This window comes from Streptomyces sp. SLBN-8D4, assembly GCF_049739545.1.
In the GTDB taxonomy this organism is placed as follows: Bacteria; Actinomycetota; Actinomycetes; order Streptomycetales; family Streptomycetaceae; genus Streptomyces; species Streptomyces canus_C.
The window spans coordinates 2,314,516-2,340,244 of sequence record NZ_JBMGQC010000001.1 but is presented as its reverse complement, the minus strand read 5'-3'; the positions used below and the strand labels follow the sequence as shown (position 1 = coordinate 2,340,244).

The following is a 25,729-nucleotide window of genomic DNA, read 5'->3' as shown; positions in this document are numbered from 1 at the left end:
CGCTTCCTCCTCGATCGGCTCGGTCAGCGCTTCGCCGCGGTGCCGACGCTGTTCTTCAGTTCGAGTACGAGCTGGGGGCTGAGCGCGCTGCCGGCACGGTTCGCGAACAGCGTCATCTCGTACGCGATGTTGCCGAGCTTGGCCTCCTTGTCGGTGACGACGCCGAGCACGGCGCCGCTGCCGATCGCGGAGACCAGGACATGGCCGCCCTCCAGGTCGATGATGACCTTGTTGAGGCTGCCGAGGCCGTAGTTGCCGGAGGCTCCGGCGGCCAGGCTGGTGATGCCGGAGACGATCGCGGCCAGGCGTTCGGAGTCCGCGTGCTCGCGCAGTTCCGACACGGCGATGAGCAGCCCGTCGGAGGACACGGCGATGGCGTCGACGACACCCGCGGTCTCCGTCGCGAAACGGTTCAGCAGCCAGGTGAAGTCGGCTGCGGCGGCCTGCAGGTCGGCGGGCGTGGTGCCTTCCGTAGGCGTGTCACCTGTGGACGTGCTCACTGCTCCGCTCCTTCCGGGGAGTGGTTCTGTTCGTGCGGGGGGTTGGATGCGGTCTGCTGGGTTTCCACGTCGGCCTTGTCGTCGACGGACGCCGGTCTGGTGTGGCTGCCGGTCTCGCTGTCCCGGTGGGCGCGCTCCACGGCCGCCTCGAACTCGTCGAGCGCGTCGCGTACGGCCTCCGCGTCGGCGGGCTTGGGCGGGGCCGTCTTCTGCACGGCGTCGGCGCCGACGGTGGTGCGCAGCGTGGCACCGCGGACCCGGCGACGCAGGGGCCGGGGGCCCTCGCCTCCGTCACCGTCCCCGGGTGCCTCGCCGGCGCGGGCCTTCGGGATGAACGGGGCTGCGGGGGAGGAGGGTTCGGGGTCCGGGTCGCGGTGCGGGACCCGGCGGGGGAGAGGGGCGTGATCGCCGTCGGCGGCGGCCCCCGTGACGCCGGGCTCCGAGGCGGTGGTACCCCGGGCCGTCGGGGCCCCGGTCGCCTCCTGGACGGACTCGGGCCGTGCGGCCGTAGGACCTGTTGCCGGGACCGGCTCCGGGGCCGGGGTCGTGTCCGCGCCGGAGTCCGAGGCCCAGGCCGGTGCCGGGCGCGGTCCCGGGGCGGTGGCCGCCGCCGAGACCGTACGGGAATCCTCCGCCGTGTTTGGCACCGCGCCGGAGTCCGCCGCGGTGGAGGCCACCGCCATCGGGCTCATCGTCAGCAGCAGGGACGAGGGGATCGTCACCTCGGCCGTCACGCCGCCGCCGGGGGTGCGGGAGAGGGCGACGCCCACCTCCCAGCGGCGGGCCAGGGTGCCGACCACGAACAGGCCGAGCACCTTCGTCGGGACGAGGTCGAGGCGTTCGCGGCGGATGAGGCGGGCGTTCTCCTCCTCCAGGCGCTCGGCGCTCATGCCCAGACCGTGGTCGGAGATCACGACCAGCGCGCCCTCGTGGCTGTCCTTGACGATCACCTCGACGGGACTGCCGGCGGGCGAGAACGACACGGCGTTCTCGACGAGTTCGGCCACCATCAGGGTGAGGTCGCCGATGATGTCCGGCTCGACCATGACCTCCGTGCCGGCCTGCAGCGAGACCCGCCGGAACCCCTCGATCTGGCCGAGCGCGGCGCGGACGACGTTGGTGAGCGCCAGGGGCCCGGAGTCGAGGACCGTCTCGCGGATGCCCGCCAGCAACATCAGGCTGTCGGCGTTGCGTCGCAGACGCACGGCGATGTGGTCGATGCTGTAGAGGCGTTCGAGGAGTGCGGGGTCGGTCTCGCCGCGTTCCACCGCGTCGATCAGGGCCAGCTGCCTGGTAGTGAGGTTGCTGACCCTGCGGCCCACGTTGCCGAACATCTCGGCGACGTTGCGGCGGCTGAGCACCTGGCGTTCCAGGAGCGCGACCGCGGTGGTCTGCACCCGGTTGAACACATCGGCGAGATCGCCGATCTCGTCCTTCGCGGTGACCGGCATCTCCTGGAGCAGCGGTGTCCCGGTGTCCTCGGTGTCGTCGTCGGCCACACGGGCCAGCTCACGGCCCGCCACCTCGGCGACCTGCTTGGCGGCACCGGTGAGCGCCTGCACCGGGCGCACCACCGAGCGCCGTACGGCGACCGAGAAGGCGAGCCAGAGCACGAAGCCGAGCAGGGCCGATCCGAGCAGCCAGGCCGCGTTCGTACGCGCGTCCCGGGAGGCGGCGTCGGCGCGGTCGGCGATCTGGTCGATGAGCGAGGTGGTGGTCTTCAGCCGGGTGCGGGCCTGGGCGCGGTAGTCCGGGTAGGAGTCGAGCGCCGTCTGGAAGGCCTGCTTGATCTCGCCCGGGCTCTGCGCCTGCAGCGAGCCGGGGTCGATCTGGAGCTCGGCGTACTGCCGGGCGATCGCCGCCTGGGCCGTGTTGTGCTCGATGTCGCCGAGTTGCTCGGCCTGCTCCGCCGTGGCGAACCGGCCGAAGCGCTCCACCTGGTGGATGTACTCGTCGTAGGAGCCGATCGCGCCGATCAGCTCGATGAGGGCGTTGGAGTCGCCGGTCGTCGCGGAGAAGACGCCGGTCTCGAAGGAACCGTGCGCGGCGTCGGCGCGCAGCAGCGAGTCGAGCAGGTTGCCGGTGAAGGTGGCGGCGAGGGCCGGGTCGCGGTCGAGCCCGAGGCCGTCGATCAGGCCCTTGGCGGCGTCGCTGTAGGCCGGGTCGATGTTGTCGGCGGGCAGGTAGGAGCGCTCGATGGTGCCCCGCAGGTCCGCCAGTCCGTCGACCTCGCGCAGCGCCTGGGCCTCCTCCTGCGGCAGCCGGCCGCCGAAGACCGCTCGGACCTTCTCGACCTGGTTGTCCACGCGGATCTGGGCCTCGCGGTAGGCGGTCCGCGAGGGGGTGGCGCCGTTCCAGCTGGACTGGTGGCGCACGGAGAGCAGGACGGCCTGCTGGTGCTCGGCCTCCAGCTGCCCGACGAGCTTGGCCACCTGGGCGCTGTCCCGCACCAGTTGGGCCGCGTCCGACGCGTCGCCGGACTGGCCGACCTGGTCGGCGAAGAGATAGGCCAGCAGTGCGGCGACCACCGCGAGCGGCACACCCACCAGAATGTTCAGCTTGCGCCGGAACGGCCAGCGCTCGGCGAAGTCCCGCAGGCCCCGGTTGCCGCGTGCACCGTTCCGGTCCGGCGACGGTGCCGACCGGGTGGACGCGTCCACCTCGTTCGTGGACACCAGCCCTCCTTCATGGGTGTCTCGGTCGGCGCGCGAGCGGACCTGACCGAATATGATCGCTACGGGACGGTGCGTAGGGACACCTGAGTGGCTCCTGCACGCCTGTGTGACCGGCGCCAACTGCGGCGAGACTACAGCCTCTTCGGACAGCGCTTGGTGTCGCCCTGAGTCAAGAATCCGTTACAACCCGAGTCGCACCCCGCGTGCCGGTTTCGCTTTTCCTTCACAACCGTCCACAAGGTGTCGCCAATTGTGACCAGGCCGGTCTTGACTGAGTGAGAACAGGCTGGATTGGATCAGTGCAAGGGCTTCCCTTCTCGAACGCCCCGGACCACCTTGCATCCCCTGACTTCCGGAACGGGAATCGTGACTTCTACCGCCGCACACCGCAGGTCCCTCAGGAACAACCCCGGCGTGGCCGCCGTCGCGCTCGCCGCCGCCACGGTCCTGCTGGCGGGATGCGGGTCCTCCGACAACAGCTCCGACCCGCTGAGCGAGGACACCGGAGGCGCCGCCGGTGGTGACACCGTCGTCGTCGGCTCCAACAACTTCGCCGAGAGCATCCTGCTCGCCGACATCTACGGCGAGGCGCTGAAGGCCAAGGGCGTCAAGGTCACCTACAAGCCCAACATCGGCAGCCGCGAGACCACCTACGGCCTGCTGAAGAACGGCTCCATCACCGTCCTGCCCGAGTACAACGGCTCCCTGCTGGCCTACCTCGACAAGGACGCGAAGCAGGAGTCCGCGGAGGGCGTGAACGCGGCAGTCAAGGCCAAGCTCGACTCCAAGCTGACGCTGCTGAACTCGGCGCCCGCCGAGGACAAGGACTCGGTCACCGTCAACGCGGCCACCGCGAAGAAGTACAACCTGACCACCGAGTCCACCCTCGCCGACCTCAAGTCCATCGCCCCGGACCTGGTCATCGGCGGTTCGCCGGAGTTCCAGACCCGGCAGCAGGGCCTGCTCGGCCTCGAGTCCCAGTACGGGCTGAAGTTCGACTCCTTCAAGGCCCTCGACGCGGGCGGCCCGCTGACCCAGGCGGCGCTCAAGAAGAACACCGTGCAGGCCGCGGACATCTTCACGACCGACCCGACCATCACCAAGGAGAAGTTCGTCGTCCTCCAGGACCCGAAGAACCTCTTCGGCTTCGCGAACGTGACCCCGCTGGTCTACAAGTCCGGTCTCACCCAGGAGGGCGTGGCCGCCCTGAACGCGGTCTCGGCCAAGCTGGACACGAAGGCCCTCCTCGCCATGGACTCCCAGGTCCAGCTGGAGAACGGGGACCCGCTGGACGTGGCGAAGGCCTGGCTGAAGTCGAACGGTCTCGGCTGACGCACCCGGTCGCAGGGCACGGGCCGGGCAGCTCACGTTCCCAGTTCCGCCCGTGCCCGGGCCGCCGCTCCCACCGCCACCGCGTCCTCGCCGAGTCGTGAGCGGAGCGCCCGTACCGGACGCCCGCCCGATCGAGGGTTCGAGGAGTGTCCAGGCGCGGCCGTCACCACCGCCGATCACCGCGGTGGTGACGGCCAGGAGTCCCGCCCTGGAGGCCGCGGACGGCGTGACGGACGCGGTGATCCGGATCGGCTACGCGCGGGCGGACGAGCCCCGCAACCGGGCCGCCGTCGTCGCGAGGCTTCAGCCAGCCGTCGGGGAAGGACCGTCACGACGTCGGCTTCGTCGCTTACCGGCACGACGCTCCCCTGTCCGGTCAGCTCCTCGAGGACTTCGCTCTGCCGGGGAAGGACGAAGGCGGCGAGAACTCCCGCGGCCGCGGCCGTCAGAGCCATGGACGTGGTCGGCCCGGCGTCGCCCAGGACGCCCATCGCGGCTCCGGTGGCGATGGCCGAGGACGGGGACCGCGATTCCGATGCCCGCGTAGACGCGGCAGAGGCGGTGCAGCAGCCGTACCGTGCCGACGCCCGCCTCGTGCCTGGACGCGGAGCCGGCCTCCGGGAGGCGCCCGTACTTCATCAGCGGCGCCGGTGACGTCACGTGGGGCTCCGACAGGTGCTGGCCCGGCCGGAGTTCGAGGACCCCAGCCGGTGACCGAGGCCGTGCTGCGAGGGGGAGCGTGTATGTGGTCCTGACCCGGCTGAGGAAGCCGTACCACCGCGAACACGACTTCACCGAGCTTGAGTTGGCGCCGCGCGAGGCGGACCTCGTCCTCGTCGGGACCGGGTGTCCGGAGCCCGAACTGCGGGCCCGGCTGATCCCTTCCTCGGACGAGGAGTTGACCGGTCCCGACGAGTGTCCTAGTCGACCGCGGCGGCGATCAGCAGGTCCAGGAGGGCGATCAGCACGTCCCGGGACGACTCGCGCCGCCGTGCGTCGCACAGCACCACCGGGACGTCCGCCGGGAGGGCCAGGGACTCCCTGATGTCGTCGGCCGGGTACGGGTGCCGGCCGTCGAAACCGTTCACGGCGACGACGAAGGGGATGCGCCGGCGCTCGAAGAAGTCCACGGCGGCGAAGCTCGACTCCGGGCGCCGTACGTCGATCAGGACGACCGCGCCGAGGGCCCCGACGGCGAGGTCGTTCCACATGAACCAGAACCGCTGCTGGCCCGGGGTGCCGAAGAGGTACAGCACGAGCTCGTCGCTGATGGTGATCCGGCCGAAGTCCATGGCCACGGTGGTGGCCCGCTTCTCCTCGATCCCGGCGAGGTCGTCGACACCCAGACCGGCGACGGTGAGGGGTTCCTCCGTGCGCAGCGGGGTGATCTCGCTGACCGACCCGACCATGGTGGTCTTGCCGACCCCGAAGCCCCCGGCGATGAGGATCTTGACGGTGTCGGGTGCGGCGGGAGCGGCTGTCCCGGTGGCGAGCGCGTCAGAGCCGGCCAAGGCCTTCCCTCACTTTCTGCAACAGGTCCAGGTCCGGGGTGCGGGGCGAGACGGGGCGCGGCGGGTGCGCGGTGATCAGGCCCGCCTCCAGGAGGTCGCACAGCATGATCACGACCACGCTGACCGGGAGGTCGAGCAGCGCGGCCAGCTCCGCCACGGCGACCGGGCGGGCGCACCGGCGCAGGATGCGGCTCTGCTCGGCCTGCGGCCGGGGGGACCCCTCCGGCGGCGGGTCCACCGCCGTCACCGTCGTGATGAGGGTGAAGTCGGCGCGGCTGGGCCGGGTCCGTCCGCCGGTCAGGGCGAACGGTCGCACCAGCCGGCCGGCCGCGTCACTGTCGGTCACCTCACCCGCCGGTGGGGCCGATGCCGGCCCGTGGTGCCGCGCTGAGGTGCTCGCCGATCTTCTTCACCAGCATGTTCATCTGGTACGCCACCACACCGACGTCGGCGTTCGGCCCGGTGAGGACGACGAGGTGGGCGCCGGGCCCCGCGGAGGTGAGGATCAGGAAACTGTTGGCCATCTCGATGAGCGCCTGGCGCACCGGGCCGCCCCGGAAGTCCATGCTGACGCCCTTGCTCAGGCTCATCAGACCGGACGCGGTCGCCGCCAGCCGCTCGGCGTCGTCGCGCAGGAACCCGGTGGACTTGCTGACGACCAGCCCGTCCTCCGAGAGCACGACGGCCTGCGTCACGTCGGCGACCCGCTCCACGAGTCCGGTGAGCAGCTGGTCCAGCTGGGTGTGCGTGGCGGGGGTGGGGCGTGTCATGGCGTGTCCTTCATGAGCGATCGGTGTCGGGAGTACGGGCGGCGACGGGCGGGGCCTCCGGAGCGCCGGGCCGGCCGTTCGTGTCGGCGGTGGTCACTTCCCCGGGCGCGAGCGCGTCCTCAGGGGTGTCGAGGAGGTCGTCCTCGTCCCGGGCGCGGAGGGTGCCGCGCTGGAACCCGGCGAGCGAGGAGGCCGCGTGGTCCGCGGTGAACTCGTCGGCGTCCTCCTCCTGGCAAGCGGCCGGGGCCTCCTCGCGCAGTTCGACGGCGAGACTGGTCTGCGGCACCCGCCGGGGGAGCGGGGTGAGCCCGTCGGGGCGGGGGGCGGCGGTGTCGCGCGCCGCCGGGAGCGGCCGGGAGCCCGCCCGACCGGACACCGCTCCGGCCGCCGGCTCCGCGCCCGGCGCACCCGCCGGCTCTGCCGGGTCCCCGGCCTGCGTGGCGCCTGCCGGGTCCTCCGGGCGCGGGGTGTCCGTCCCGGCTGCTGCCGGGCCCGCCCCGCGCTCGGCGCCCGTCGGTGCCGCGGCCGGTTCCGTCTCGTCGGTCGTCGCTCCTGCGGTCACCGTTGCCTTCGCCCCGCCCCGGCTCTCCGGCTCGTCCTCCTCCCGTACGACGATCTCGTGCGGGATCAGCACGATCGCCGTCGTTCCGCCGTACGGCGAGGAGCGCAGGGTCACCTGGATGCCGTGGCGGTTGGCGAGGCGGGCGACGACGAACATGCCGAGGCGGAGGTCGTCGGCGAGGGCGACCACGTCGAACTTGGGGGCCTGGGCCAAGTGGGCGTTGAAGGCGGCGTATTCCTCCTCCGCCATGCCGAGGCCCCGGTCCTCGACCTCGATGGCCAGCCCCTTGGCGACCAGCCCGGCCCGTACCCCGACCGGACTCGGCGCGGGCGAGTACAGCGTGGCGTTCTCGATCAGTTCGGCCAGCAGATGGATCACGTCCGCCACCGCGGGCGGGGCCACGCAGATCTCCTCCTCGGTGCGCACCTCCACCCGCTGGTACTCGGCGACCTCGCCCACCGCACTGCGCAGGATGTCGATCAGTGCGACCGGCTCGGTCCAGCTGCGCCGCGGCTGCCCGCCGCTGATGATGACCAGGTTCTCCTCGTACCGCCGCAACTGGCTGGCCGTGGAGTCGAGTTCGTACAGTCCCGACAGGACGTCCGGGTCCTGGTGCTCGCGTTCCAGGGTGTCCAGCCGGCTGAGCTGGAGGTTGACCAGGTTCTGGCTCTGCCGGGCGATCCCGAGGATCACCTTCTGGAACCCCCGCCGGGTGTCGGCGAGTTCGACGGCGGTCACCACGGCCGTCCGCTGGGCCGTGTTGAACGCCTTGGCCACTTGCCCCAGTTCGTCCGAGCCGTAGTCCAACTCCGGTGCGGCCCGGTCCACATCGACCTTCTCGCCCCGCTCCAGGCGCGCGACCACGTCCGGCAGCCGTTCCTGGGCGAGGCTCAGCGTGGCCTCCCGCAGGCCCCGCAGCCGCCGGGACAGCGAACGGGTGATCCGCCAGGACATGACGAGGCAGATCAGCAGCGCGATCAGTCCGCCCGCGCTCAGGGAGCCCGCCGTCAGCAACTGCTCGTGCGCCTTGTCCGCGCTCCGGGTCAGCAGCCCCGAGGTCTGCTGCCGGATGAGGTCGGTGTAGCGGACGGAGACCCTCGCCATCGCGGCCGACCACCGTTTGCCCGCGTTCGGCAGGGCCACCGGCCCGGTGCCGTCGGCCGGGCGCGCGGCGAGGACCTGGTCCTCGACCGCTGTCAGGGTCCGCCAGTCCGCGCTCGACAGGATCGCCTCGGTCTGCGTCTTCGCGTCGCCGCTCAGGGCGGGCACGATCTGGTCCTCTACCAGCCACCGGCGTGTGTTGACCAGCTGGACGAAGTGCTCCCAGGCCTTCTCGTCGAGATGCCCGGACGGCCAGGCCAGGGTGAGCGCCACATCCTCCTGCGAGGTCAGCTCCGCCGCGTGTTCGAGGGCGACGAGCGGCCCGGCCTGCGAGGTGAGGTCGCCGTCGTCGACCTGCGAGAGCTGCTGGTAGGCGTGGATCTGGTCGTCGATGATCGACGTGTACTGGTCGAGGGCCTGCTCGGCGGTGATGTCGGTGGGGTGGTCCACCTGGTCGCGGTAGTACTCCAGGCTGCCCACCGAGCCGAGAACGGAGTACAGCTGGTCGGCGATGCGCGCGGGCGCCCGCTGGATCTCCTCGGACCGCCGCACGAGCTGGGCGACCGCCGCGTCCGTGGCCGCCCGCTTCTCGTCCAGGGCGGTCCGGGATCCGGGGACCCTGGCCAGCCAGGCGGCGGACACCGCGCGTTCCCCCTGCAGCGCGAGCGTGGTCTCGGTGCCCATCGCGCCGGTCGACCTGCTCAGCTCGGTCTGGGAGCGCAGCCGCAGGCCTTCCGAGAACAACTGCGTGGTCGTCACACCCCACATCGCGGCGAGCGTCACGCTCGGCACCAGCGCCAGCATGATGAGGGAGAGACGTATGGAGCCGAGGCGGCGGCGGGCGCCTTTCCGGTCGGGCATGGTCGTCCTTGGGCGGTCAGGGAGAGCGGAGTGGGCCGGTCGGGGAGATGGTCGGGGCGGATGCGGTTGTCGGGAGGGAGGTCACCGCGTGCCCGCGGCGGCGAACTTCGCGACCGCGGCGACGTTCGTCCGGGTGACGAACGCGGGCCCGGTGAGCACGGGAGCCACACCGCCCCCGCTGATGTTGCCGTTGGTCCGGTACAGCCACAGCGAGTCCACGGCGAGGTAGCCCTGCAGATACGGCTGCTGGTCCACCGCGAACTGCACGTCCCCGGCGCGGACCGCTTTGACCAGGTCGTTGTTGAGGTCGAAGGTGGCGACGTGGGCCTTGCTGCCGGCGGCCTTCACCGAGTCCACGGCGTCCAGGGCGAACTGCGCGCCGAGGGTGACGACCTCGTCGATGCCGGGGTTCTGTCGCAGCCTGGCCGTGAGGACGGTGTCCACGGCCTCGGGGTCGGTGCCCTCCACGTACAGGTTCTCGGTCTCGCCGCCGAAGGTCTTCTTCACTCCGGCGCAGCGCGCCTCCAGGGCGACATTGCCCCGCTCGTGGATGACGCACAGCGCGTGCTTGACCTTCAGGGCGTTCAGCTTGTCGCCGACGGCGGCGCCGGCCACGATCTCGTCCTGGCCGAAGTACTCCAGCAGTCCCTGCGACTTCCAGGCGTCGATACCGGAGTTGAGGCCCACCACCGGAATGCCGGCCGCCCGTGCCGCGGCCACCGGGGCCTTCATCGCGGCCGGTTTGGCCAGGGTCACCGCGATGCCGTCGACCCGGTCGCCGATCGCGTCGCGCACCAGCTGGGCCTGCCCCGCCGGATCGGAGTCGTTGGCGTACGTCAGGTCGACACCGTCCTTCGCGGCTGCGGCCTCGGCCCCCTTCTGCACGCGTTCCCAGTAGGCGTCGCCCTCGCCGCCGTGGGTGATCAGGGCGATCTTCAGCCCTGAGCCGTCCGCGCTCTGCGCCGCGTCCGTGCCGAGGCGGGAGTCACCGCCGGCGCCGGAGCAGCCGGCGAGCAGCAGGAGGGTGACGGAGGTGACGGCGGCCACGCGCAGGGATCTGGAGGAAGTCCGAGGTGGGGGAGGAGTGTTCATGGCGTGCGGCACCTCGCTGTGCGGCCTGGCAGGCGGAACGCGAAAGTGCGGCCGGAACGCGGGTGCGTCGGCCGTGGAACTTTCACTGGCCAGGAGCCAACCGCGTGTGACCGCCGGTAGTCAAGTGATCAGCCCCTTGTAGTGACTTCTCGGTTCCGCATCGTAATGATCTTCACGTGCGTGTGCGGAGGAGACCGCCCGCCATGTCCGCGTTCCGGACCCCTCGGCCGGTGTGCGTTTTCCTCTTCCCGGCCCCCCTGGACGGAAGAAATCCTCGATACGGCGTCGGTGGCCGGCCGCCCGGCGGGACCCCTTCCCAGCCTGGTCCCATGACCACGACCACCCGTCACCTGAACCCCTCCCGATGGCTCGCGCTCGGCGCGCTGCTGCTCGGCGAGGCCATGAACCTGCTGGACGCGAACGTCGTCCAGGTCGCCGCGCCCGCCATCCACGCCGACCTGGGCGGGGCGGTGTCCGACGTGCAGTGGTTCGGCGCCGCCTGCACCCTGCCGTTCGCGGTGCTGCTCGTCACCGGCGGACGGCTCGGCGACATCCTCGGCCGCAGGCGGCTGTTCGTCGCGGGCGTCGCGGCCTTCACGCTCGCCTCCGTCGCCTGCGCCCTGGCCCCCGCCGTAGGGGCCCTGATCGCCTTCCGGGCGGTGCAGGGAGCCGCGGCGACGGTGATCGTCCCCCAGGCCATCGGCCTGATCAAGACGATGTTCGCGGGCCCCGAGATGTCCAGAGCCCTGGGCTGCATCGGCCCGGTGATGGGCCTCGCGGCCGTGTGCGGACCGGTACTCGGCGGGGTGCTGACCCGCGCCGACCTGTTCGGCTCGTCGTGGCGCGCGGTGTTCCTGGTCAACGTCCCGCTCGCACTGGTGGTCCTGCGCTTGGCCCGGGAGCTGCCGGAGGACCGGGCGCCGGTACGGCCCACCCTCGACGTCCCCGGCACGCTGCTGGCGATGACCGGCACGGCGCTCGTGGTCCTCCCCCTGATCGGCTCGGGCCTCTCCCCGCGCTCCTGGGCGACGATCGTGACGGGCGTCGCCGTGCTCATCGCCTTCGTCCTGCACCAACGACACGTCGCGGCCACGGGCCGCACCGCGCTGGTGGAGCCGGGGTTGTTCGCCCACCGGGCCTTCCCGGCCGCGCTGGTGGCCTCCACGGCCTTCTTCGCGGTGACGAACGGTCTTATGACCGTCGTGGTGCTTCAGCTCCAACTGGGCCTGGGCATCGGTGTGTTGCCGTCGGGCCTGACCCTCGCCCCGTGGTCGCTCGGGCTGGCGGCGGCCTCGTGGGCGGCGGGGGCGCACGGCGTACGACGGTGGGGGCGCCGCGTGATGTACGCGGGGCTCGGTGTCCTGCCGGCCGGCCTGTGTGGCGGGTGCACGGCCTCGACCGGATCATGCGCCGGGCCTGGGAGTCCGGCGTGGTGCTCAGTGGGGTCGGCGCGGGCTCCCTGTGCTGGTTCGAGGGCGGCACCACCGACTCGTCAGGCCCCGAACTCAGCCCGCTCACCGATGTGTTGGGCTTTCTGCCGGACGGCAACGGAGGGCACTGCGACAGCGACCCGGGCCGCCGCCCGCTGGTCTACCGCGCCACCGAACTCTTCGAGGCCGTGACCGAGGTGCCCGGCAAGGGCGCCTACCTCGTCACGCGCGACGGCGACAGGACGGGCGAGGAACGCGTCGAACCGCGCAGGCTGCCCGGCGTGTGACGGGCGTGCCTGCGCGGTCCGCGCCCCGGGAGGGGGAAGGCGGATGCGCGAGCCGGCTGCCGGAGCGGTCCGCTCGTCCGGGTTACTGGGCGGCCCTCGGTGTTCCGACGGCCGTCACGGTCTGGGCCGTGGGGGTGTCGGTGCCGTTGTGTCCTGTGTGGGTCGCAGGGCCGTCCTGGGTCGCCGGCCGAGCCGACCCGGGCCGCTCCCGCCGGCTCGCCCGCGGCTCCTGATCGGGCAGCCAGCCGAAGGTCATGACGCTTCCCAGGACCCCCAGCAGGAGGCCGACCATGAAGCCGCCCATGTTCGAGGTGACCCAGGTACCCAGGGAGATCAGGACGCCGGTGATCGAGTAGAACAGGCGCTGGTCGGGGCTGAAGAGGATGAGCAGCCCCAGCAGCACCATCAGGGTCGGCAGGAGGTAGCCCGCCACCCCCTGCATCCCGACGTGCAGGACGACCTTCACCGAGGCCTTCATGGTCAACAGGATCCACGCGCCGCCCAGGGTGAGCCACAGGCCGCCGAAGAAGGGGCGTCCGTACACCCAGCGGGTGAACGCGTCCTGCTGGGCCGCGGGCTGCTGTCCGCCCGACGGCCCGGGCCCGCTCACCGGCTCCTGACCCTCCATCAGCAGGCCTTGCTGCTGAAGGTGAGCTTGAGGCCGGGCAGCTTGAACACGCCTGCCGTGGTGGCGTAGTTGGTCTGGCGCAGGGCGTCGATGTGCACGATGTCGGCCTGCTGGCTGAAGACACCGATGGGGCCCTTCACCCCTGCCTTGGTGAGGGTGCTGGCGTCGTTGCCGATCTCGATGTTGCGGAAGGAGGCATTACCGAACATCTCGGTCGAGTCCGTGGTCAGATCGGTCGCCTGAACCTTGTCCTGCCCGGCGCCCGCCTCGATCTTCAGGTTCGTGCCGCCCAGGTCGACGCTCTGGCACAGCTTGGAGAGGGTCGCGCTCTTGATGGCGGAGGTCACGACCAGCACCTGCCCGCCGGAGTCACCGGCGTTCGGGCTGTTGTCAGCCATGTTGTCGAGGCCGCCGAACTGCTCGAACCCGGTGCCGTCGAGGCTGTCCGCGGTGACCGTGAAGGCCATGCCGGAGATGGCGAACTGGACACCCAGAGCACCCTCGGCGGTCAGGATCGCGAGACCCGCGGTGATCGCGACGGCCGGTACGGCCATGATCGCGGCCCGGCGGCCCCGGACCCGCCCGCGTCTCGCGGAACTGCCGGGGGCTTCGGGTGCGGAACCGCTTTCAGGGGTCTCGGGGGTGGTGCCGACGGACGAGGCCATGTGCTGCTCCCAGGGGCATAGTCAACGCAAGTGGGGCTCACGTGCGGATGTGCGGCTTCAGTGGCTTGTTGTCCTGGCGCGGACAGTGGCTGCGGTGCACGTGTCCTCCCAACCCCCGGCGGCTGCAAGGGCTTTCTCGTACTCCGCAGTAACGCCACGGAAGTTACCGGCGGTTACGCCCGTGGGTCAAGCAAGTTGTGAGTAAAGGGTGTCGATTATGTGGCCCCCGTGATCAACAACCCTTCCGGCGGCGACAAAAAGCGCTGTTTGAAGATCAACTCCCCTTCAACACCTTGACGTTGACGGATGATCAGGTCTACAACTCTCCCTGGCTCGCTCGGATCCGTGGCGCCGGATCCAAGCCGTCGGGCGGCACATGCCCGCGTTCCCGGACCAGCTGTCCCTCACGGGTTCTTCACCGCCCGAGTCCGCCCCTCCACGGCACCCGAACCGGCCGATCCCCCCGGGCCGCACCGGGCTCGCCCTCTCTCACCCGGCCCGGCCGGACCCTCCCCCATGGGGCAGCCGGCCGGTCACCGGTCTGATGCCGTTGCCGGTCCGTCACGTACGGAGAAGGCGTGACGGACCGGCAACGGCGGGACGCCGACGCGCGTCCGCGCCCCCCACCCCCACCCTCACCTCACGAAAGAGGCAACCCCGCATGCGTATGCGTTCTCTGCTCTCCCTCACCGCCGCTGCCGCCGCCTTCGCGCTCCCCGTCGCCGTGGCCGCGTCCGCCCCCGCCGCGGCGGCCGATGTCCCGGTCCTCACCACCGGCTCGGTCGGCGGCGCCCCCGTCGCCGAGGGCACCGCCATCAGCGCCTCCTTGGCCAGTGGTACCACCGCGACCCTCTACTCCAGCTCGACGGGCACCAGCGGGATCACCTGCACGGCCTCCACCTTCACGGCCACGGTCAGCGGCAACCCGACCGCGCCGGGCACCGCCACCGAGTCCCTGACCGGGCAGACCTTCAGTGGCTGCTCCTCGAACGTGGTCGGTGTCCTCGGCGTCACCAGCATCACGGTGAACAACCTGCCGTACACCACGGCCGTGTCCTCCGACGGCTCCGTGGCCGTGACCCCGGCGAGCGGTTCCGCCATCCAGACCACCGTCGTGCTGCGCACCCTGCTGGGCAGCGTCAGCTGTGTCTACCAGGCGGCGTCCGGCCTGGCCGGTACGGCCGACAACACCGACAACAGCATCAAGTTCGCCAACCAGCAGTTCAGCCGGACGTCCGGTTCCTCGCTGTGCCCCGCCAGCGGCTTCTGGACCGCGAAGTACAGCCCGGTGACCGCGGGCGGCGAGCCGGTCTACGTCAACTGAACTCCGTGACCGCGTAGTTCAGCGCCGGCGTAGACGAAGCGCCAGGGCGGCGCCCCCGGTGAGCACCAGCACCGCGGCGGCGCCGCCCGCCATCATGGGCGCGGACGGTCCGGAGGCGGGATCGGCGTCGGCCGCCACCGGAGTGGAGTCGGGCACGGCGGCACCCGCCGAACGTGCCACGGACGGTGTCGGCGACGGTGTAGCGGGGGGAGTGGCCGGCGTCGGGCTCTGCGCGGGTTTCTTCTCCGCCGCCTTCGAACGGGCCGACGACGCGGCGGCGCTCGCCTTGCCCCCGTCCTTGCCGGCCGCCGCCGGGAACACCACGTCCGAGCACGAGTAGTACGTGTCCGCCGTGCTGCTGTTCTGCCAGATCGTGTACAGCACCTGCCGACCCGTGCGGTCCTTCGGCAACGTCATCCGGATCCGGTACGCGCCACCTGTCAGCGCCGGGTCCTTCACCTGGGCGAACGGCTGCTCCGGCAGATCGGACCACTTCAGCGGCTTCGACGGGTCGTAGCCGGGCTCGGTGAGGTACATGCGGAACGTGCCGGTGTGCGGGATCGTCGAGACGTACTTCATGGTCAGGGTCGCGCCGGGGGACAGGCGGGTGGCCGGCCAGTCGGAGCGGGCCAGGTCGAGGCCCTGGTAGGCGGGCAGGCCGCCGCTGCACAGCTTTCCCTCGGGGATCGTCTGCCGGTCCCGGCCGTTCACGTTCGCGACCCGCAGGTTGTCCCAGGCCGTGAAGGGCGAGCCGTTCGCCGCCACGGCGGCCCGGCACGCGGGCGTGCCCGAGGAGTCGCCGTCGGGGGAGCAGGCGAAGACCCGGCTGACCGGATCGGTGGGAGCGCCGTGGGCCTGTGCGGGCGCCGCCGCGAACACGGTCAGCAGCAACGGGGTCAGGGCGGCGGCGGCCGTCGCACTGGTGCGACGGGCGGTGGTCCAGGGCATCCGGAACATCCGGAACGCCTCCTCGGGCGGCGCGGGAACGACGGGCTTCCGTGCAGTACGGGCCGCGGGCCCCGCGCGTTCACCGGCACACCGGCTCGGCCGCCGCGCGCAGACGCGGGCAAAGCGGCCACCCCTGCTCAACCGGCCACCGCAGAGGGGGTGTTTCCGGCCCGATCAAGGGTTTCCCCTGTATCCGCATGACCTGCTCTTTGCCTATCGTTCGACCACAGCTGACCCACAGGTAACCCCGAACGGGTCACGCCCCCACGTATGGCCGGCCGCCGCGCTCCTGGCTTCACCCCCCGCCCGCTTCATCGACGAAGCGATTCGACTGCTGCTCCGCACTGCCCGGAGCACGGCCACGAAAGGCAAGCCCTTGCGTACGTCCCCCTCCCTGCGGCGGAAGCTGATATCCGCCGCCGCCGTCTCCGCGGCCCTCCTCTCCGTCGGTACGGCCTCCGTCGCCGTCGCCCAGGACACCCCCGGCCGGCCGGCCGCCGTTCCGGCCGCGCTCACCGAGGCCGCCCCCGGCGTCCAGGCCGAGCGCCTCATCGTCGGCTACAAGTCCGGCGCCGCCGAGGCCACGTCGAACAAGGCCGCAGAGGCCGACGCCGCCGCCAAGGACGCCGACTTCCAGCGCAGACTCGGCACCGGGGCCGCCCTCGTCGACCTGGGCACCGACCCCAGCAAGACCGAAGTCGCCGACGCGGTCGCCGAGTTCAAGGCCGACCCGCAGGTCGCCTACGTCGTACCGGACCGCCTGAACAAGCCGCAGGCCGACCCGAACGACACCGAGTACGCCAAGCAGTGGGACCTGTTCGAGTCCACGGCCGGCATGAACGTGCCGAGCGCCTGGGCGACTTCGACCGGCAGCGGGGTCACCGTCGCCGTCATCGACACCGGATACGTCACCCACTCCGACCTCGCCGCGAACATCGTCGGCGGCTACGACTTCATCTCCGACACCGCGGTCTCCGTCGACGGCGACGGCCGCGACAGCAACCCGGCCGACCCGGGCGACTACTACGCGGCGGGCGCGTGCGGCGCGGGTATCCCGGCCTCCAGCTCCTCCTGGCACGGCACGCACGTCGCCGGCACCATCGCCGCGGTCACGAACAACGGCAAGGGCGTCGCGGGCATCGCGTACGGCGCGAAGATCTCCCCGGTGCGCGTCCTCGGCAAGTGCGGCGGCTACGACTCCGACATCATCGACGCCATCACCTGGGCGTCCGGCGGCACCGTCTCCGGCGTGCCCGCCAACACCAATGTCGCCAAGGTCATCAACATGAGCCTCGGTGGCGACGGCGCCTGCACCTCGGCGACCCAGACCGCCATCAACAACGCCGTCAGCCGCGGTACGACCGTTGTCGTGGCCGCCGGCAACGACAACGAGAACGTCTCAGGACACTCGCCGGGCAACTGCAACAACATCATCTCGGTCGCCGCGACCAACCGCTCCGGCGCCAAGGCCTCGTACTCCAACTACGGCTCCCTCGTGGACATCTCGGCACCCGGTGGCCAGACCAGCACCGGCACCGCCAACGGCATCCTGTCCACCCTCAACTCCGGTGCCTCGACGCCCTCTTCGGAGTCCTACGCCTACTACCAGGGCACCAGCATGGCCACTCCGCACATCGCGGGCCTGGTCGCGCTGGTGAAGTCGGCGAACCCCGCGCTGACGCCGGCGCAGATCGAGACCGCCATCAAGAACAACGCCCGTCCGCTGCCGGGCGCCTGCTCGGGCGGCTGCGGCGCGGGCCTCGCGGACGCGGCGAAGACCGTGGCGGCCGTGAGCGGCGGCGGTACGACGACGGGGACGACCTTCTCCAGCACCACCGCCGTCGCCATCCCGGACAACGGCTCGGCGATCGAGTCCTCCATCGCCGTCAGCGGCCGCAGCGGCAACGCCCCCTCGACCCTCCAGGTCGGCGTCGACATCACCCACACCTACCGCGGTGACCTGGTGATCGGCCTCGTCGCCCCGGACGGCACGGTGTACAGCCTGAAGGCGGCCAGTTCCTCGGACTCCGCGGACGACGTCAACACCACCTACACCGTGAACGCCTCCTCCGAGACGGCCAACGGCACCTGGAAGCTCCGCGTCCAGGACACGGCGTCGCAGGACACCGGCACGCTCAACGGCTGGAAGCTCACCCTCTGAGCGAACTCCCCTGAACGGATGGGCCGGCCGGTGCGGATGGGGCACCGGCCGGCCCGTCTGCGTGCCGCCCGTGACAGGGCCGTCCCCGATCAGGCCTCGGCGCCCACCAACTCGTCGCTTCCGAGGGATGCCAGCACCCGTGCCCCGCGGTCGGGCCGGCTGTCGAGGCCGACCAGCAGCCCCGGCACCACGATGCTGGGCAGCATATGAGCCCACATGACGGAGATCCGGTGCGCGAGATCCTCCCGCCCGTGCAGCGCCCGTGACATCAACTGCACTCCGGCGAACGCCCCGACCAGCAGATCCGCCGTGTCCCGCGGCTCGACCGTCGGCAGCAACTCCCCCTGGGCCCGCGCCTCTTGCAGCATCGCCACCAGATGCTCGCTCCACTGCCGGAACGGTCCCGTGTGATCGACGCCGGGCGGCGCGCACTGGTCCACCGTCAGCCGCACGCTCCCCTTCAGAAGGGAGTTGGTCCGCAGCCGCTGCCCGAAGGCGAACGTCATGTCGACGATCTCCTGCACCTTGCACGGGTGCGGCGGCACGGCCCCCAGCGACAACTGCTCGTCGAGCACCGCCTGGGCCAGGGACTCCTTGGAGGAGAAGTGGAAGTACAGGGCACCTTTGGTGACGGCGGCCCGTTCCAGCACCATCGCGATGGTGCTCGCGGCGTACCCGTGCTCGTCGAAGACGGCGCCCGCGGCCTCCACGATCGTCCTGCGTGTCCTGATGGCGCGCTCCTGTCTCGCCATAAGAACCCCTCCCATGCGCCGAGTTCGGATCTCGTCCGGTCTCGATCAGGTCACATTGAAAACAGACCGGAATCCCTCGTACTCTATCGCTCACCGGCACGGGCACCTCACCGTCCGTCATCGCTTCGGAGGAACGAGGGGAAACATGCCAGAGTTACGGCAGTTCGTGCAGGCCCGGCCCGGATCCGGGCCCCTGACGGCGACCGTACCCCGGGAGTTCGTCCACCGGGTGGCCGTCGCGGAGATCCTCCTCACCGGCTGGACCAGGACGGACACCGACCGGTTCACCATCACCGCGCAGTGGCCGCGCGCCCATCAGTTACACGTGTCCCCGGACCGCTCGGCCTACGAGCCGCTGTTGGTTGCAGAAACGGTCCGCCAGTGCGGGGCGCTGCTCGCCCACGCGGAGTACGAGGTCCCGCTCGGCCACCAGTTCGTCCTCCGGGAACTGCGGGTCGACACCCGCCCGGAACACCTGGCCGTCGGCACCGTCCCCGCCGAACCCGTCATCGACATCACCGTCGCGGAGGTCCGCCGCCGCGCCGGTCGCCCGGCCGCACTGCGCTACGAGGCCGCCGTACGTCTGGGCGGTGAGCGGGTCGCGACCGGCCGCATAGCCGTGACCTGGACGAACGAGTCCGTCTACCGCCGGCTGCGCGGCGGACGCACCGCCGACGTCGGTGCCCTGCGGCTGCCGCGGCCGCTGCCACCGTCGCTGCCCGCCGACACGGTCGGCCGGGCTCTCGCCGCCGACGTCCTCCTTGCGCCCGCCGCACGCCCCGGCCGCTGGCGGCTGCGCGTGGATACCGCTCATCCTGTTTTCTTCGACCATCCCCTGGACCACATCCCGGGCATGCTCCTGCTGGAGGCCGCCCGCCAGACCGTACGGGCGCACGGCGGGCGGGAGCGCCGGGTGCCGACGTCGTTCCACGCCACGTTTCACCAGTACGCGGAGCTCGACGAACCGGTCTGGACGGAAGTGAGCGAGGAGAACGGCACCCACGTACAAGTCATCGCGTTGCAAGGGGAGTCGGTGGTCTTCGAGTGCCTGGTGGGTGCCGTCGCAGGGTGAGATATCGTGTACAGGGAGTTAGAAACAAACGGCATGACCCGTTCTTTTCCGTACCAGGAGTGTGCAGTCGATGCCGAGGCAGTTACGCGCTGAACAGACCCGAGCGACGATCATCACCGCCGCCGCCGATCTGTTCGACCGCCGTGGCTATGAATCGACCAGTCTCAGCGACATCGTCGCGCACGCCCGAGTCACCAAAGGCGCGCTGTACTTCCACTTCGCGGCGAAGGACGACCTCGCGCACGCGATCATGGAGATCCAGTCGCGGGCGTCGCGGCAGCTGGCGGGGGACGTGGACGCCAGGGGGTACACCTCGCTGGAGGCGCTGGTCCGCGTCACTTTCGGGATAGCGCGCCTGTCGGTCGAGGGGCCCGTGCTCCGGGCCGGGCTTCGGCTCGCCACGGGGGGAGTCGAGGTGCGGCCGCCGCTGCGGCACCCGTTCACCGAGTGGCTGGACCTGGCCACCGGGAAGCTGCTGGGGGCGGTCAAGGAGGCCGACCTCCACCCGGACACCGATGTGGACGCGGTGGCGCACTCGCTGGTGTGCTTCTTCGTCGGGACACGGGTGGTGGGACCGCATCTGGAGCCGGTGGGACGGCAGCCGCGACGGCTCGCGGAGATGTGGCACGTGATGATCCGGGGGCTGGTGCCGGTACCTCGACGGGCCCGGTATCTGGCGCTGGTCAGCCAGTTGGAGCAGGAGTCCCGGACCAGCGGGTGAGCGGGTTCCTGGCTACAGTCGATGCATGTCTATCGGCGCCGCCGTCATCCTCGGCAACGAACCCGGTTCCTTCCCGTACAGCGTGCTCGCCGAGCGGCACCCCGCGATCATCGGGCAGGTGCGGGAGGCGTTCCCCTACGGCCCCGAGCAGCACCGCGCACTCGACGCGCTGCTCGACAGCTGCACGAAGGGCGTGATCGAGCCGCTTCCCGGCGGGGCCTGGGCCGAGTGGGGGATCGGCGGCTACATCGGGCAGTCCTGGTTCGACGTGCCGTGGCTCTGGTCCGAGAGCTACTTCTACCGGCGGCTCCTCGACGCCGTCGGCTGGTTCGGGGACGGCCCCTGGCGCGGCATCGACCCCTTCCGGCCCTCCAAGCTCGCCGAACTCGACTCCCCGGAGACGGACCAGGAGCTGGCGGCCCTGGACGAACTCGCCGCTCTGCCGGTCGAGGAGCAGGGTGCGGCCCTGCTGCACGGATCGTTGTGGGGGAACCGTGCCGACCTCGGCTTCCGGCTCTCCGACGGGGAGGCCGAGGGACGGGACGCGGTGCCGGACCTGGTCGCCGACGACAGCGACCGGCTCTGGGCGCTGCTCGACGGCGTCGGCACCCTGTGTCTGATCGCCGACAACGCCGGACGCGAGCTCATCCCCGATCTGCTGCTCCTTGCGCACCTCCTCGAACACGGCCGTGTCGAGCGGGCCGTGCTGCATGTGAAGCCGTACCCCTACTACGTCTCCGACGCGACCACCGCCGATGTGGTCGACGCGCTGCGCCGGCTCGTGCGGGCACCGGGCGAGGCCGCCGGGTACGGGCGCCGGCTGTGGGACGCCATGGCCGACGGGCGCCTCGGGGTGCGCGCGCACGCGTTCTCCTGCGCTCCGCTGCCGTACGCGGACATGCCGGACGGCCTTCGTGCGGAGCTCGGCGGCGCCGCGCTCACCGTCCTGAAGGGAGACCTCAACTACCGGCGTCTGGTGGGCGACCGGTGGTGGGCGCCGACCACGCCGTTCGCCGACGCGACCGCGTACTTCCCGGGACCGGTCGCCGCTCTGCGCACCCTGAAGTCCGATGTGGTCACCGGTCTCGACGGGCGTACGGTGGCCGCGCTGGACGAGGCGGAGGGGCGGCGCTGGCGGACGGGCGGGACCCACGCGCTCATCCAGGTCCGGCCCTGAGGAGCGTTATGCTGCCGACGTGCACCGGTGGGCTGCCCTGCGTCCCGCCGACGGGGAGCGAAAGAGGACGTCATTGACCCCGCGGTACCTGAGCAATCCTGGGGAGCCCGTCTACGACGTGGACGCACGGCGCTACGTCGACGTCACGGACGCCCGTGACGAGCCCGACCTGCACGACGTGTTCACGGACATCTACCGCACCAACCGCTGGGGCTCCGACGAGACCCGCTCCGGACCGGGCTCCGAGCTCCAGCGCATGAAGCGCGTCATCGGCCGACTCGGCGCGCTCATCAAGGACTTGGGCGTCCGCTCGGTGCTGGACGCGCCCTGCGGGGACCTGAACTGGATGCAGCACGTCGAACTGCACGGGGCCTCCTACCTCGGCGGGGACGTCGTCGCGGAGCTCGTCGCGGCCAACCGCGCCCACCACCCCGGCCCTGGGCGGGAGTTCCAGCTGCTCGACTTCACCGCCCAGCCCGTGCCGCGCGTCGATCTCATCGTGTGCCGGGACGCCCTGGTGCACTTCTCCTACCAGCATGTGGTGGAGGCGCTGACCCGCTTCCGGGAGAGCGGCTCGCGCTATCTGCTCACCACGACCTTCTCCCGGACGCCCGTCAACACCGACATCGTCACGGGCTGGTGGCGGCCGATCAACCTCCGGCTGGCCCCCTTCGGGCTGCCAGAACCGCTGCAGGTCATCGGCGACGACGAGTCCGACGACTTCTACGACGACAAGACGCTCTCCCTGTGGGACCTGGCACAGATCCCGGCGAGCTTCCCGGGCTACGAGCCGGTGGCCGCCGAGTCGGGATCCCTGGGCGCCTGATCCTCGGACCGAAGACGGGCGAGGGCCTCCCGGGCGGCCAGTGTCCGAGGATGCCGTGGCCCCAGCACCTCCTCGCAGGCCTCCCGCACCTCGGTGAACTCCGTCTCGGCTGCCGCGAGTTCACCCTTGAGGCAGAGCAGTCCGGCCAGGTTGTGCCGTACCGACAGGGTGCCCGGGTGCCTCGGCCCCAGCGTCTCCACGCAGTCCGCGAGCACCGTGCGGTACTCGGCCTCCGCCTGCTCGACGTGCCCGCGCAGATGCAGCACGTGCGCGGCGCCGTGCCGTACGGACAGGGTCAGCAGATGCTGCTCGCCCAGTACGGTCCGCCGGGCCTCGTAGATCTCCCTGAACTCCTGTTCCGCGGCGGCGAGTCGGCCCTGGTCCTTGAGCAGGTCGGCGAGATTGTGGCGGACCGCGAGCGTGCCCGGGTGGCGGGGGCCCAGGGTCTCCACACAGTCCGCGAGGACCGTGCGGTACTCGGTCTCGGCCCGGTCGGTACGGCCCCGCAGATGCAGGACGTGCGCGGCCCCGTGCCGTACCGAGAGGGTGAGCAGGTGCTGTTCGCCGAGCACCTCCCGGCGCGCCGCGTACACCTCCCTGAACTCCGTCTCTGCCGCCTCCAGTTGACCCCGCTCCATCAGCAGGTCGGCCAGGTTGTGCCGGACCACCAGGGTGTGCGGGTGCATGTCGCCGAGCAGCCTGCGCCGGACCTCGAAGACCTCCCGGAACTCGGTCTCCGCGTCACCGGGCCAGCCGCGGTCGCGCAGCACGGTGGCCAGGCCGTGCCGGGCGGCCACGGTCTCGGGATGGTCCTCGCCGTAGGCGTCGGCGCGCAGCCTGAGCACCGTGCGGAACTCGTGCTCGGCCTCCACGAGCAGGCCGCGGTCACGCAGGACGTCCGCGAGGTCGTGGCGGACGGCGAGCGTACCCGGGTGGCGTTCGCCCAGTACGTCCGCGCACACCTGGAGCGTCTCCCGCAGCTCCTGCTCGGCCTGGCGGAACATGCCGCGCTCGTGCAGCACCTGGGCGGTGTCGTGCCGGGCGGCCAGGGTGTCGGGGTGGCGGTCGCCGAGCGCGTCGCGGTAGGCGTCGAGCAGCAGGCGGTGCTCCTCCTCGGCCTCCGCGAGCAGTCCGCGCTGCTGTGACATGCGGGCCACGCCCTTGCGGGCGGCCAGGGTCTGCGGGTCACGGTCGCCGAGCAGGGTGCGACGCGTCGCGTACACGGAGCGGTACTCGACCTCGGCCTCCGCGGGCAGGCCCCGGTCGCAGAGCAGCTCCGCGAGGGCGTACCGGGCGTCGGCGGTCTCACCGGAACCGTCGCCGAACAGGGCCCGGGTGGTCCTCCAGTACGGAACGCACCAGCGTCTCGGCGGCGGCGAGCCGGCCCCGCAACTGGAGCAAGTGGGCGGCCGCGGACCGTACTTCGAGCGCGTCGGGGTCCCGTGGACCGCACGCGAGCACCACCGGCTCGCACGCGCCGAGGACCTCCTCGGCCCGGTCCAGCCAGCCCCGCCGGATCAGATGCCGGGCCCCGGCCGCCGCCGCCCGCAGCGCCTTGGAGACCAGGTCGTCCTCCGCCTCGTACGGGTCGCCGATCAGGGCCAGCGGGGCGTCGCAGTGCGGGAGCAGCAGTCGCCAGCGCGGCCAGTCGGACGGGTCGTCCTCGCTGAGTTCGGCGCTGGCGCAGACGACCAGGTCGGCGACGACGGCCGCGTACTCCCGCATGTGCTCGGCGAGGTCCCGCTGGAGCCGGCCGGCGTCCCGGACCAGGGGGTGCATCAGCAGGGTGCGCGTGTGGTCGTCGCCGCCGCGCGGGGTGTGCAGCTCGACCAGACCGAAGTCGGCGAGCGAGGTGAGCGCGGTGTACAGCTCCTGGGGCGTGACCCCGGGCAGCACCGACGACTCCGCCAGCCGGTCGGGGCGCAACAGGCCAAGGAGCGGTACCGGAGCCTCGCCCAGACAGCACAACAGCCGCATCAGCGGCCGGGCCTGGACGATGCCCCGCCGCTCCAGGAGGTCCAGCGACAGCTCCCAGGTACCGGTCACCGGGACGGAGTAGTTGCTGCCCTGCCGCCCGGGCGGACGCTCGTCGAGGAGTTCGGCGAAGCGCTCGTCGAGGGCCACGCGGTAGTCGGCGTACGTCCGCACCGTGGTCGTGCCCGGCCAGGCGGGGAACGCCGAGGCCGCCGCGAGATGCGAGCCCGCGATGCGCAGCGCCAGGGGCAGTCCGCCGAGCCGCCGGGTCAGCAGCCGCGCGTCCTCACGGGAACCGGCCCGCTCCCCGGCGAGGTCCCAGAGCACCTCGGTGGCGTCGTCCTCCTCCAGGGCGTCGACCGAGTGCAGCGTGGCCCACGGCCCCCAGGTCCTCGGGCTGCTGTCCCGGCTGGTGATCAGCACCAGGCCGGGCAGTTCCGCGGCGGGCCGGATCCAGCCCCTCCCCTCCGCCAACCGGCCATAAGGCGCCAGGTGTTCGGGCTCGTCGGCGTTGTCCACCACCAGCAGCCACGGGCTCCCGGTGTCGCACAGCCGCCGCCACAGCAGGTCGGTCGCGCTCGAACGCCCCGACCAGGCACGGTCGATGAGATCCGCGGGCGTGCCCAGAGCCGCCACCACCTCGCGCATCCCGGCGCTCAGCGTGGCGGGGTTCTTCGCCGTCACCCACCACACGTCGACGTTCAGCGCGGCGGCATAGGCGGCGATCTCCAGGGCGACCGTCGTCTTCCCGCTGCCGCCCATGCCGTGCAGCACCCGCACACCCGAAGTCGGCTTGCCCACCAGCTGTTTCAGCGTGTCCAGGAGTGGTTCACGGCCCCGCACCCGGCGGTCGAGCCGGCCCAGGGGAGGCGCGACGGTCAGCGCACCCGGGGCACGGACGGGCTCCAGCGGGGCCGGGGCCTGCTGGACCTGGATGAAGACCGGACGCGCGAGGCCGGAGAACTCCTGGACGAACTCGGCCAGCAGACCGGACAGATCGGGATTGCGGGCCAGCAGACCGCGCAGGGTGGTGTCCCACTCCTGCCGCTGCTCCCGCAGCATGATCTCCTGCCGGGCCGGCGGTGCCGCGTCGAGCTCCGCCCGTGCCCGGTCCAACCGCTCGACGTCCTCCCGCCGCAGGAACCGCGCCATCCGCTGCCGGGCCGCCTGCCAGGCATCCGTGGTCATCAGCCCGACCATCGTGCCCGCGGCGGCTGCGGCGGTCTGGGTGAACAACTCTGCCCCGAACATCGAGGACCCCCTGTCGGCACACACCTGTACGGCTACGTCCGAACCCCTCTCCCGTCCTCAGGTTCTCATGTCACGCGGACCCGAGGGGACTTGATCCCGTCGATCTCGA

At 71.6% G+C, this 25,729-nt stretch carries 20 protein-coding genes and 3 pseudogenes; 9 read left to right on the top strand and 14 right to left on the bottom strand.

Translation table 11 applies throughout. The features are described 5' to 3' along the window. Positions 1–23: 23 nt before the first annotated feature. Positions 24–500 carry a roadblock/LC7 domain-containing protein gene (locus tag RKD20_RS10430; protein WP_007385464.1) on the bottom strand — a complete coding sequence of 159 codons (477 nt, stop codon included), beginning with the start codon at positions 498–500 and terminating at the stop codon, positions 24–26. Then, positions 497–3,175 (bottom strand): ATP-binding protein, encoded by a 2,679-nt coding sequence (locus RKD20_RS10425; RefSeq protein WP_424877482.1) that lies wholly within the window; start codon positions 3,173–3,175, stop codon positions 497–499. The genes RKD20_RS10430 and RKD20_RS10425 overlap by 4 nt, the downstream gene beginning before the upstream one ends. 366 nt (positions 3,176–3,541) lie before the next feature. Here RKD20_RS10425 and RKD20_RS10420 point away from each other — a divergent pair, with 366 nt between their 5' ends. Beyond that, positions 3,542–4,507 (top strand): ABC transporter substrate-binding protein, encoded by a 966-nt coding sequence (locus tag RKD20_RS10420; protein WP_424877481.1) that lies wholly within the window; start codon positions 3,542–3,544, stop codon positions 4,505–4,507. Between the two features lie 359 nt (positions 4,508–4,866). Here RKD20_RS10420 and RKD20_RS10415 read toward each other — a convergent pair. The 6 genes and pseudogenes from RKD20_RS10415 to RKD20_RS10390 all read right to left on the bottom strand — a co-directional run. Then, positions 4,867–5,098: pseudogene (locus tag RKD20_RS10415) on the bottom strand (hypothetical protein); the annotation flags it as partial. 329 nt (positions 5,099–5,427) lie between these two features. Beyond that, positions 5,428–6,018, bottom strand: a complete 591-nt coding sequence (locus tag RKD20_RS10410; protein ID WP_020122084.1) for a GTP-binding protein — start codon at positions 6,016–6,018, stop codon at positions 5,428–5,430. Further along, complete coding sequence (locus RKD20_RS10405; RefSeq protein WP_020122083.1) at positions 6,005–6,364, bottom strand: DUF742 domain-containing protein; 360 nt, start codon at positions 6,362–6,364, stop codon at positions 6,005–6,007. The genes RKD20_RS10410 and RKD20_RS10405 overlap by 14 nt, the downstream gene beginning before the upstream one ends. Before the next feature lies 1 nt (position 6,365). Continuing rightward, positions 6,366–6,788 carry a roadblock/LC7 domain-containing protein gene (locus RKD20_RS10400; protein ID WP_030313681.1) on the bottom strand — a complete coding sequence of 141 codons (423 nt, stop codon included), beginning with the start codon at positions 6,786–6,788 and terminating at the stop codon, positions 6,366–6,368. Between the two features lie 10 nt (positions 6,789–6,798). Further along, complete coding sequence (locus RKD20_RS10395) at positions 6,799–9,312, bottom strand: nitrate- and nitrite sensing domain-containing protein (protein WP_424877480.1); 2,514 nt, start codon at positions 9,310–9,312, stop codon at positions 6,799–6,801. Between the two features lie 81 nt (positions 9,313–9,393). After that, positions 9,394–10,404, bottom strand: coding sequence for a substrate-binding domain-containing protein (locus RKD20_RS10390; RefSeq protein ID WP_424877479.1), 1,011 nt, complete (start codon positions 10,402–10,404; stop codon positions 9,394–9,396). Positions 10,405–10,607: 203 nt separating this feature from the next. Here RKD20_RS10390 and RKD20_RS10385 point away from each other — a divergent pair. Together RKD20_RS10385 and RKD20_RS10380 are read left to right on the top strand one after the other, a co-directional pair. Beyond that, positions 10,608–11,744: pseudogene (locus RKD20_RS10385) on the top strand (MFS transporter); the annotation flags it as partial. A 35-nt stretch (positions 11,745–11,779) separates the two neighbouring features. Then, positions 11,780–12,121: pseudogene (locus RKD20_RS10380) on the top strand (Type 1 glutamine amidotransferase-like domain-containing protein); the annotation flags it as partial. Between the two features lie 82 nt (positions 12,122–12,203). On the opposite strand, the gene RKD20_RS10375 reads toward RKD20_RS10380, so the two are convergent. Both RKD20_RS10375 and RKD20_RS10370 read right to left on the bottom strand, forming a co-directional pair. Next, the gene (locus RKD20_RS10375; RefSeq protein ID WP_424877478.1) at positions 12,204–12,749 is read right to left on the bottom strand and encodes a DUF6114 domain-containing protein; all 546 of its coding nucleotides are present in this window, start codon (positions 12,747–12,749) and stop codon (positions 12,204–12,206) included. Next, on the bottom strand, positions 12,749–13,414 hold the full coding sequence (locus tag RKD20_RS10370) for a DUF6230 family protein (RefSeq protein WP_424877477.1): 666 nt from the start codon (positions 13,412–13,414) through the stop codon (positions 12,749–12,751). Before RKD20_RS10370 ends, RKD20_RS10375 begins: the two co-directional genes overlap by 1 nt. A gap of 661 nt (positions 13,415–14,075) precedes the next feature. Between RKD20_RS10370 and RKD20_RS10365 the strand changes: the two genes are divergently transcribed. Beyond that, complete coding sequence (locus RKD20_RS10365) at positions 14,076–14,738, top strand: Tat pathway signal sequence domain protein (RefSeq protein ID WP_424877476.1); 663 nt, start codon at positions 14,076–14,078, stop codon at positions 14,736–14,738. An 18-nt stretch (positions 14,739–14,756) separates the two neighbouring features. Here the strand turns inward: RKD20_RS10365 and RKD20_RS10360 are convergent, their stop codons facing one another. Beyond that, positions 14,757–15,695, bottom strand: coding sequence for a lytic polysaccharide monooxygenase (locus RKD20_RS10360; RefSeq protein WP_424877475.1), 939 nt, complete (start codon positions 15,693–15,695; stop codon positions 14,757–14,759). A gap of 367 nt (positions 15,696–16,062) precedes the next feature. Here RKD20_RS10360 and RKD20_RS10355 point away from each other — a divergent pair, with 367 nt between their 5' ends. Beyond that, entirely contained in the window at positions 16,063–17,847 is a 1,785-nt protein-coding gene (locus tag RKD20_RS10355) for a S8 family peptidase (RefSeq protein WP_424877474.1), read from the top strand. Positions 17,848–17,936: 89 nt separating this feature from the next. Here RKD20_RS10355 and RKD20_RS10350 read toward each other — a convergent pair whose 3' ends face one another. Continuing rightward, the gene (locus tag RKD20_RS10350) at positions 17,937–18,599 is read right to left on the bottom strand and encodes a ScbR family autoregulator-binding transcription factor (RefSeq protein WP_424877473.1); all 663 of its coding nucleotides are present in this window, start codon (positions 18,597–18,599) and stop codon (positions 17,937–17,939) included. A 145-nt stretch (positions 18,600–18,744) separates the two neighbouring features. Here RKD20_RS10350 and RKD20_RS10345 point away from each other — a divergent pair, with 145 nt between their 5' ends. The 4 genes from RKD20_RS10345 to RKD20_RS10330 all read left to right on the top strand — a co-directional run bounded on the left by RKD20_RS10345 (position 18,745) and on the right by RKD20_RS10330 (position 22,395). Then, a complete protein-coding gene (locus RKD20_RS10345; protein WP_424877472.1) occupies positions 18,745–19,671 on the top strand; it encodes a ScbA/BarX family gamma-butyrolactone biosynthesis protein in 927 nt (308 codons plus the stop codon). A 70-nt stretch (positions 19,672–19,741) separates the two neighbouring features. Then, positions 19,742–20,392 carry a ScbR family autoregulator-binding transcription factor gene (locus tag RKD20_RS10340; protein ID WP_424877471.1) on the top strand — a complete coding sequence of 217 codons (651 nt, stop codon included), beginning with the start codon at positions 19,742–19,744 and terminating at the stop codon, positions 20,390–20,392. 25 nt (positions 20,393–20,417) lie between these two features. Further along, positions 20,418–21,569 carry a damage-control phosphatase ARMT1 family protein gene (locus RKD20_RS10335; RefSeq protein WP_424877470.1) on the top strand — a complete coding sequence of 384 codons (1,152 nt, stop codon included), beginning with the start codon at positions 20,418–20,420 and terminating at the stop codon, positions 21,567–21,569. 73 nt (positions 21,570–21,642) lie between these two features. Beyond that, complete coding sequence (locus tag RKD20_RS10330) at positions 21,643–22,395, top strand: class I SAM-dependent methyltransferase (protein ID WP_424877469.1); 753 nt, start codon at positions 21,643–21,645, stop codon at positions 22,393–22,395. Here RKD20_RS10330 and RKD20_RS10325 read toward each other — a convergent pair. Both RKD20_RS10325 and RKD20_RS10320 read right to left on the bottom strand, forming a co-directional pair. Next, on the bottom strand, positions 22,353–23,723 hold the full coding sequence (locus RKD20_RS10325; protein WP_424883192.1) for a tetratricopeptide repeat protein: 1,371 nt from the start codon (positions 23,721–23,723) through the stop codon (positions 22,353–22,355). The genes RKD20_RS10330 and RKD20_RS10325 overlap by 43 nt on opposite strands. Beyond that, complete coding sequence (locus RKD20_RS10320; protein ID WP_424877468.1) at positions 23,701–25,620, bottom strand: NB-ARC domain-containing protein; 1,920 nt, start codon at positions 25,618–25,620, stop codon at positions 23,701–23,703. Before RKD20_RS10320 ends, RKD20_RS10325 begins: the two co-directional genes overlap by 23 nt. Between the last annotated feature and the right edge of the window lie 109 nt (positions 25,621–25,729).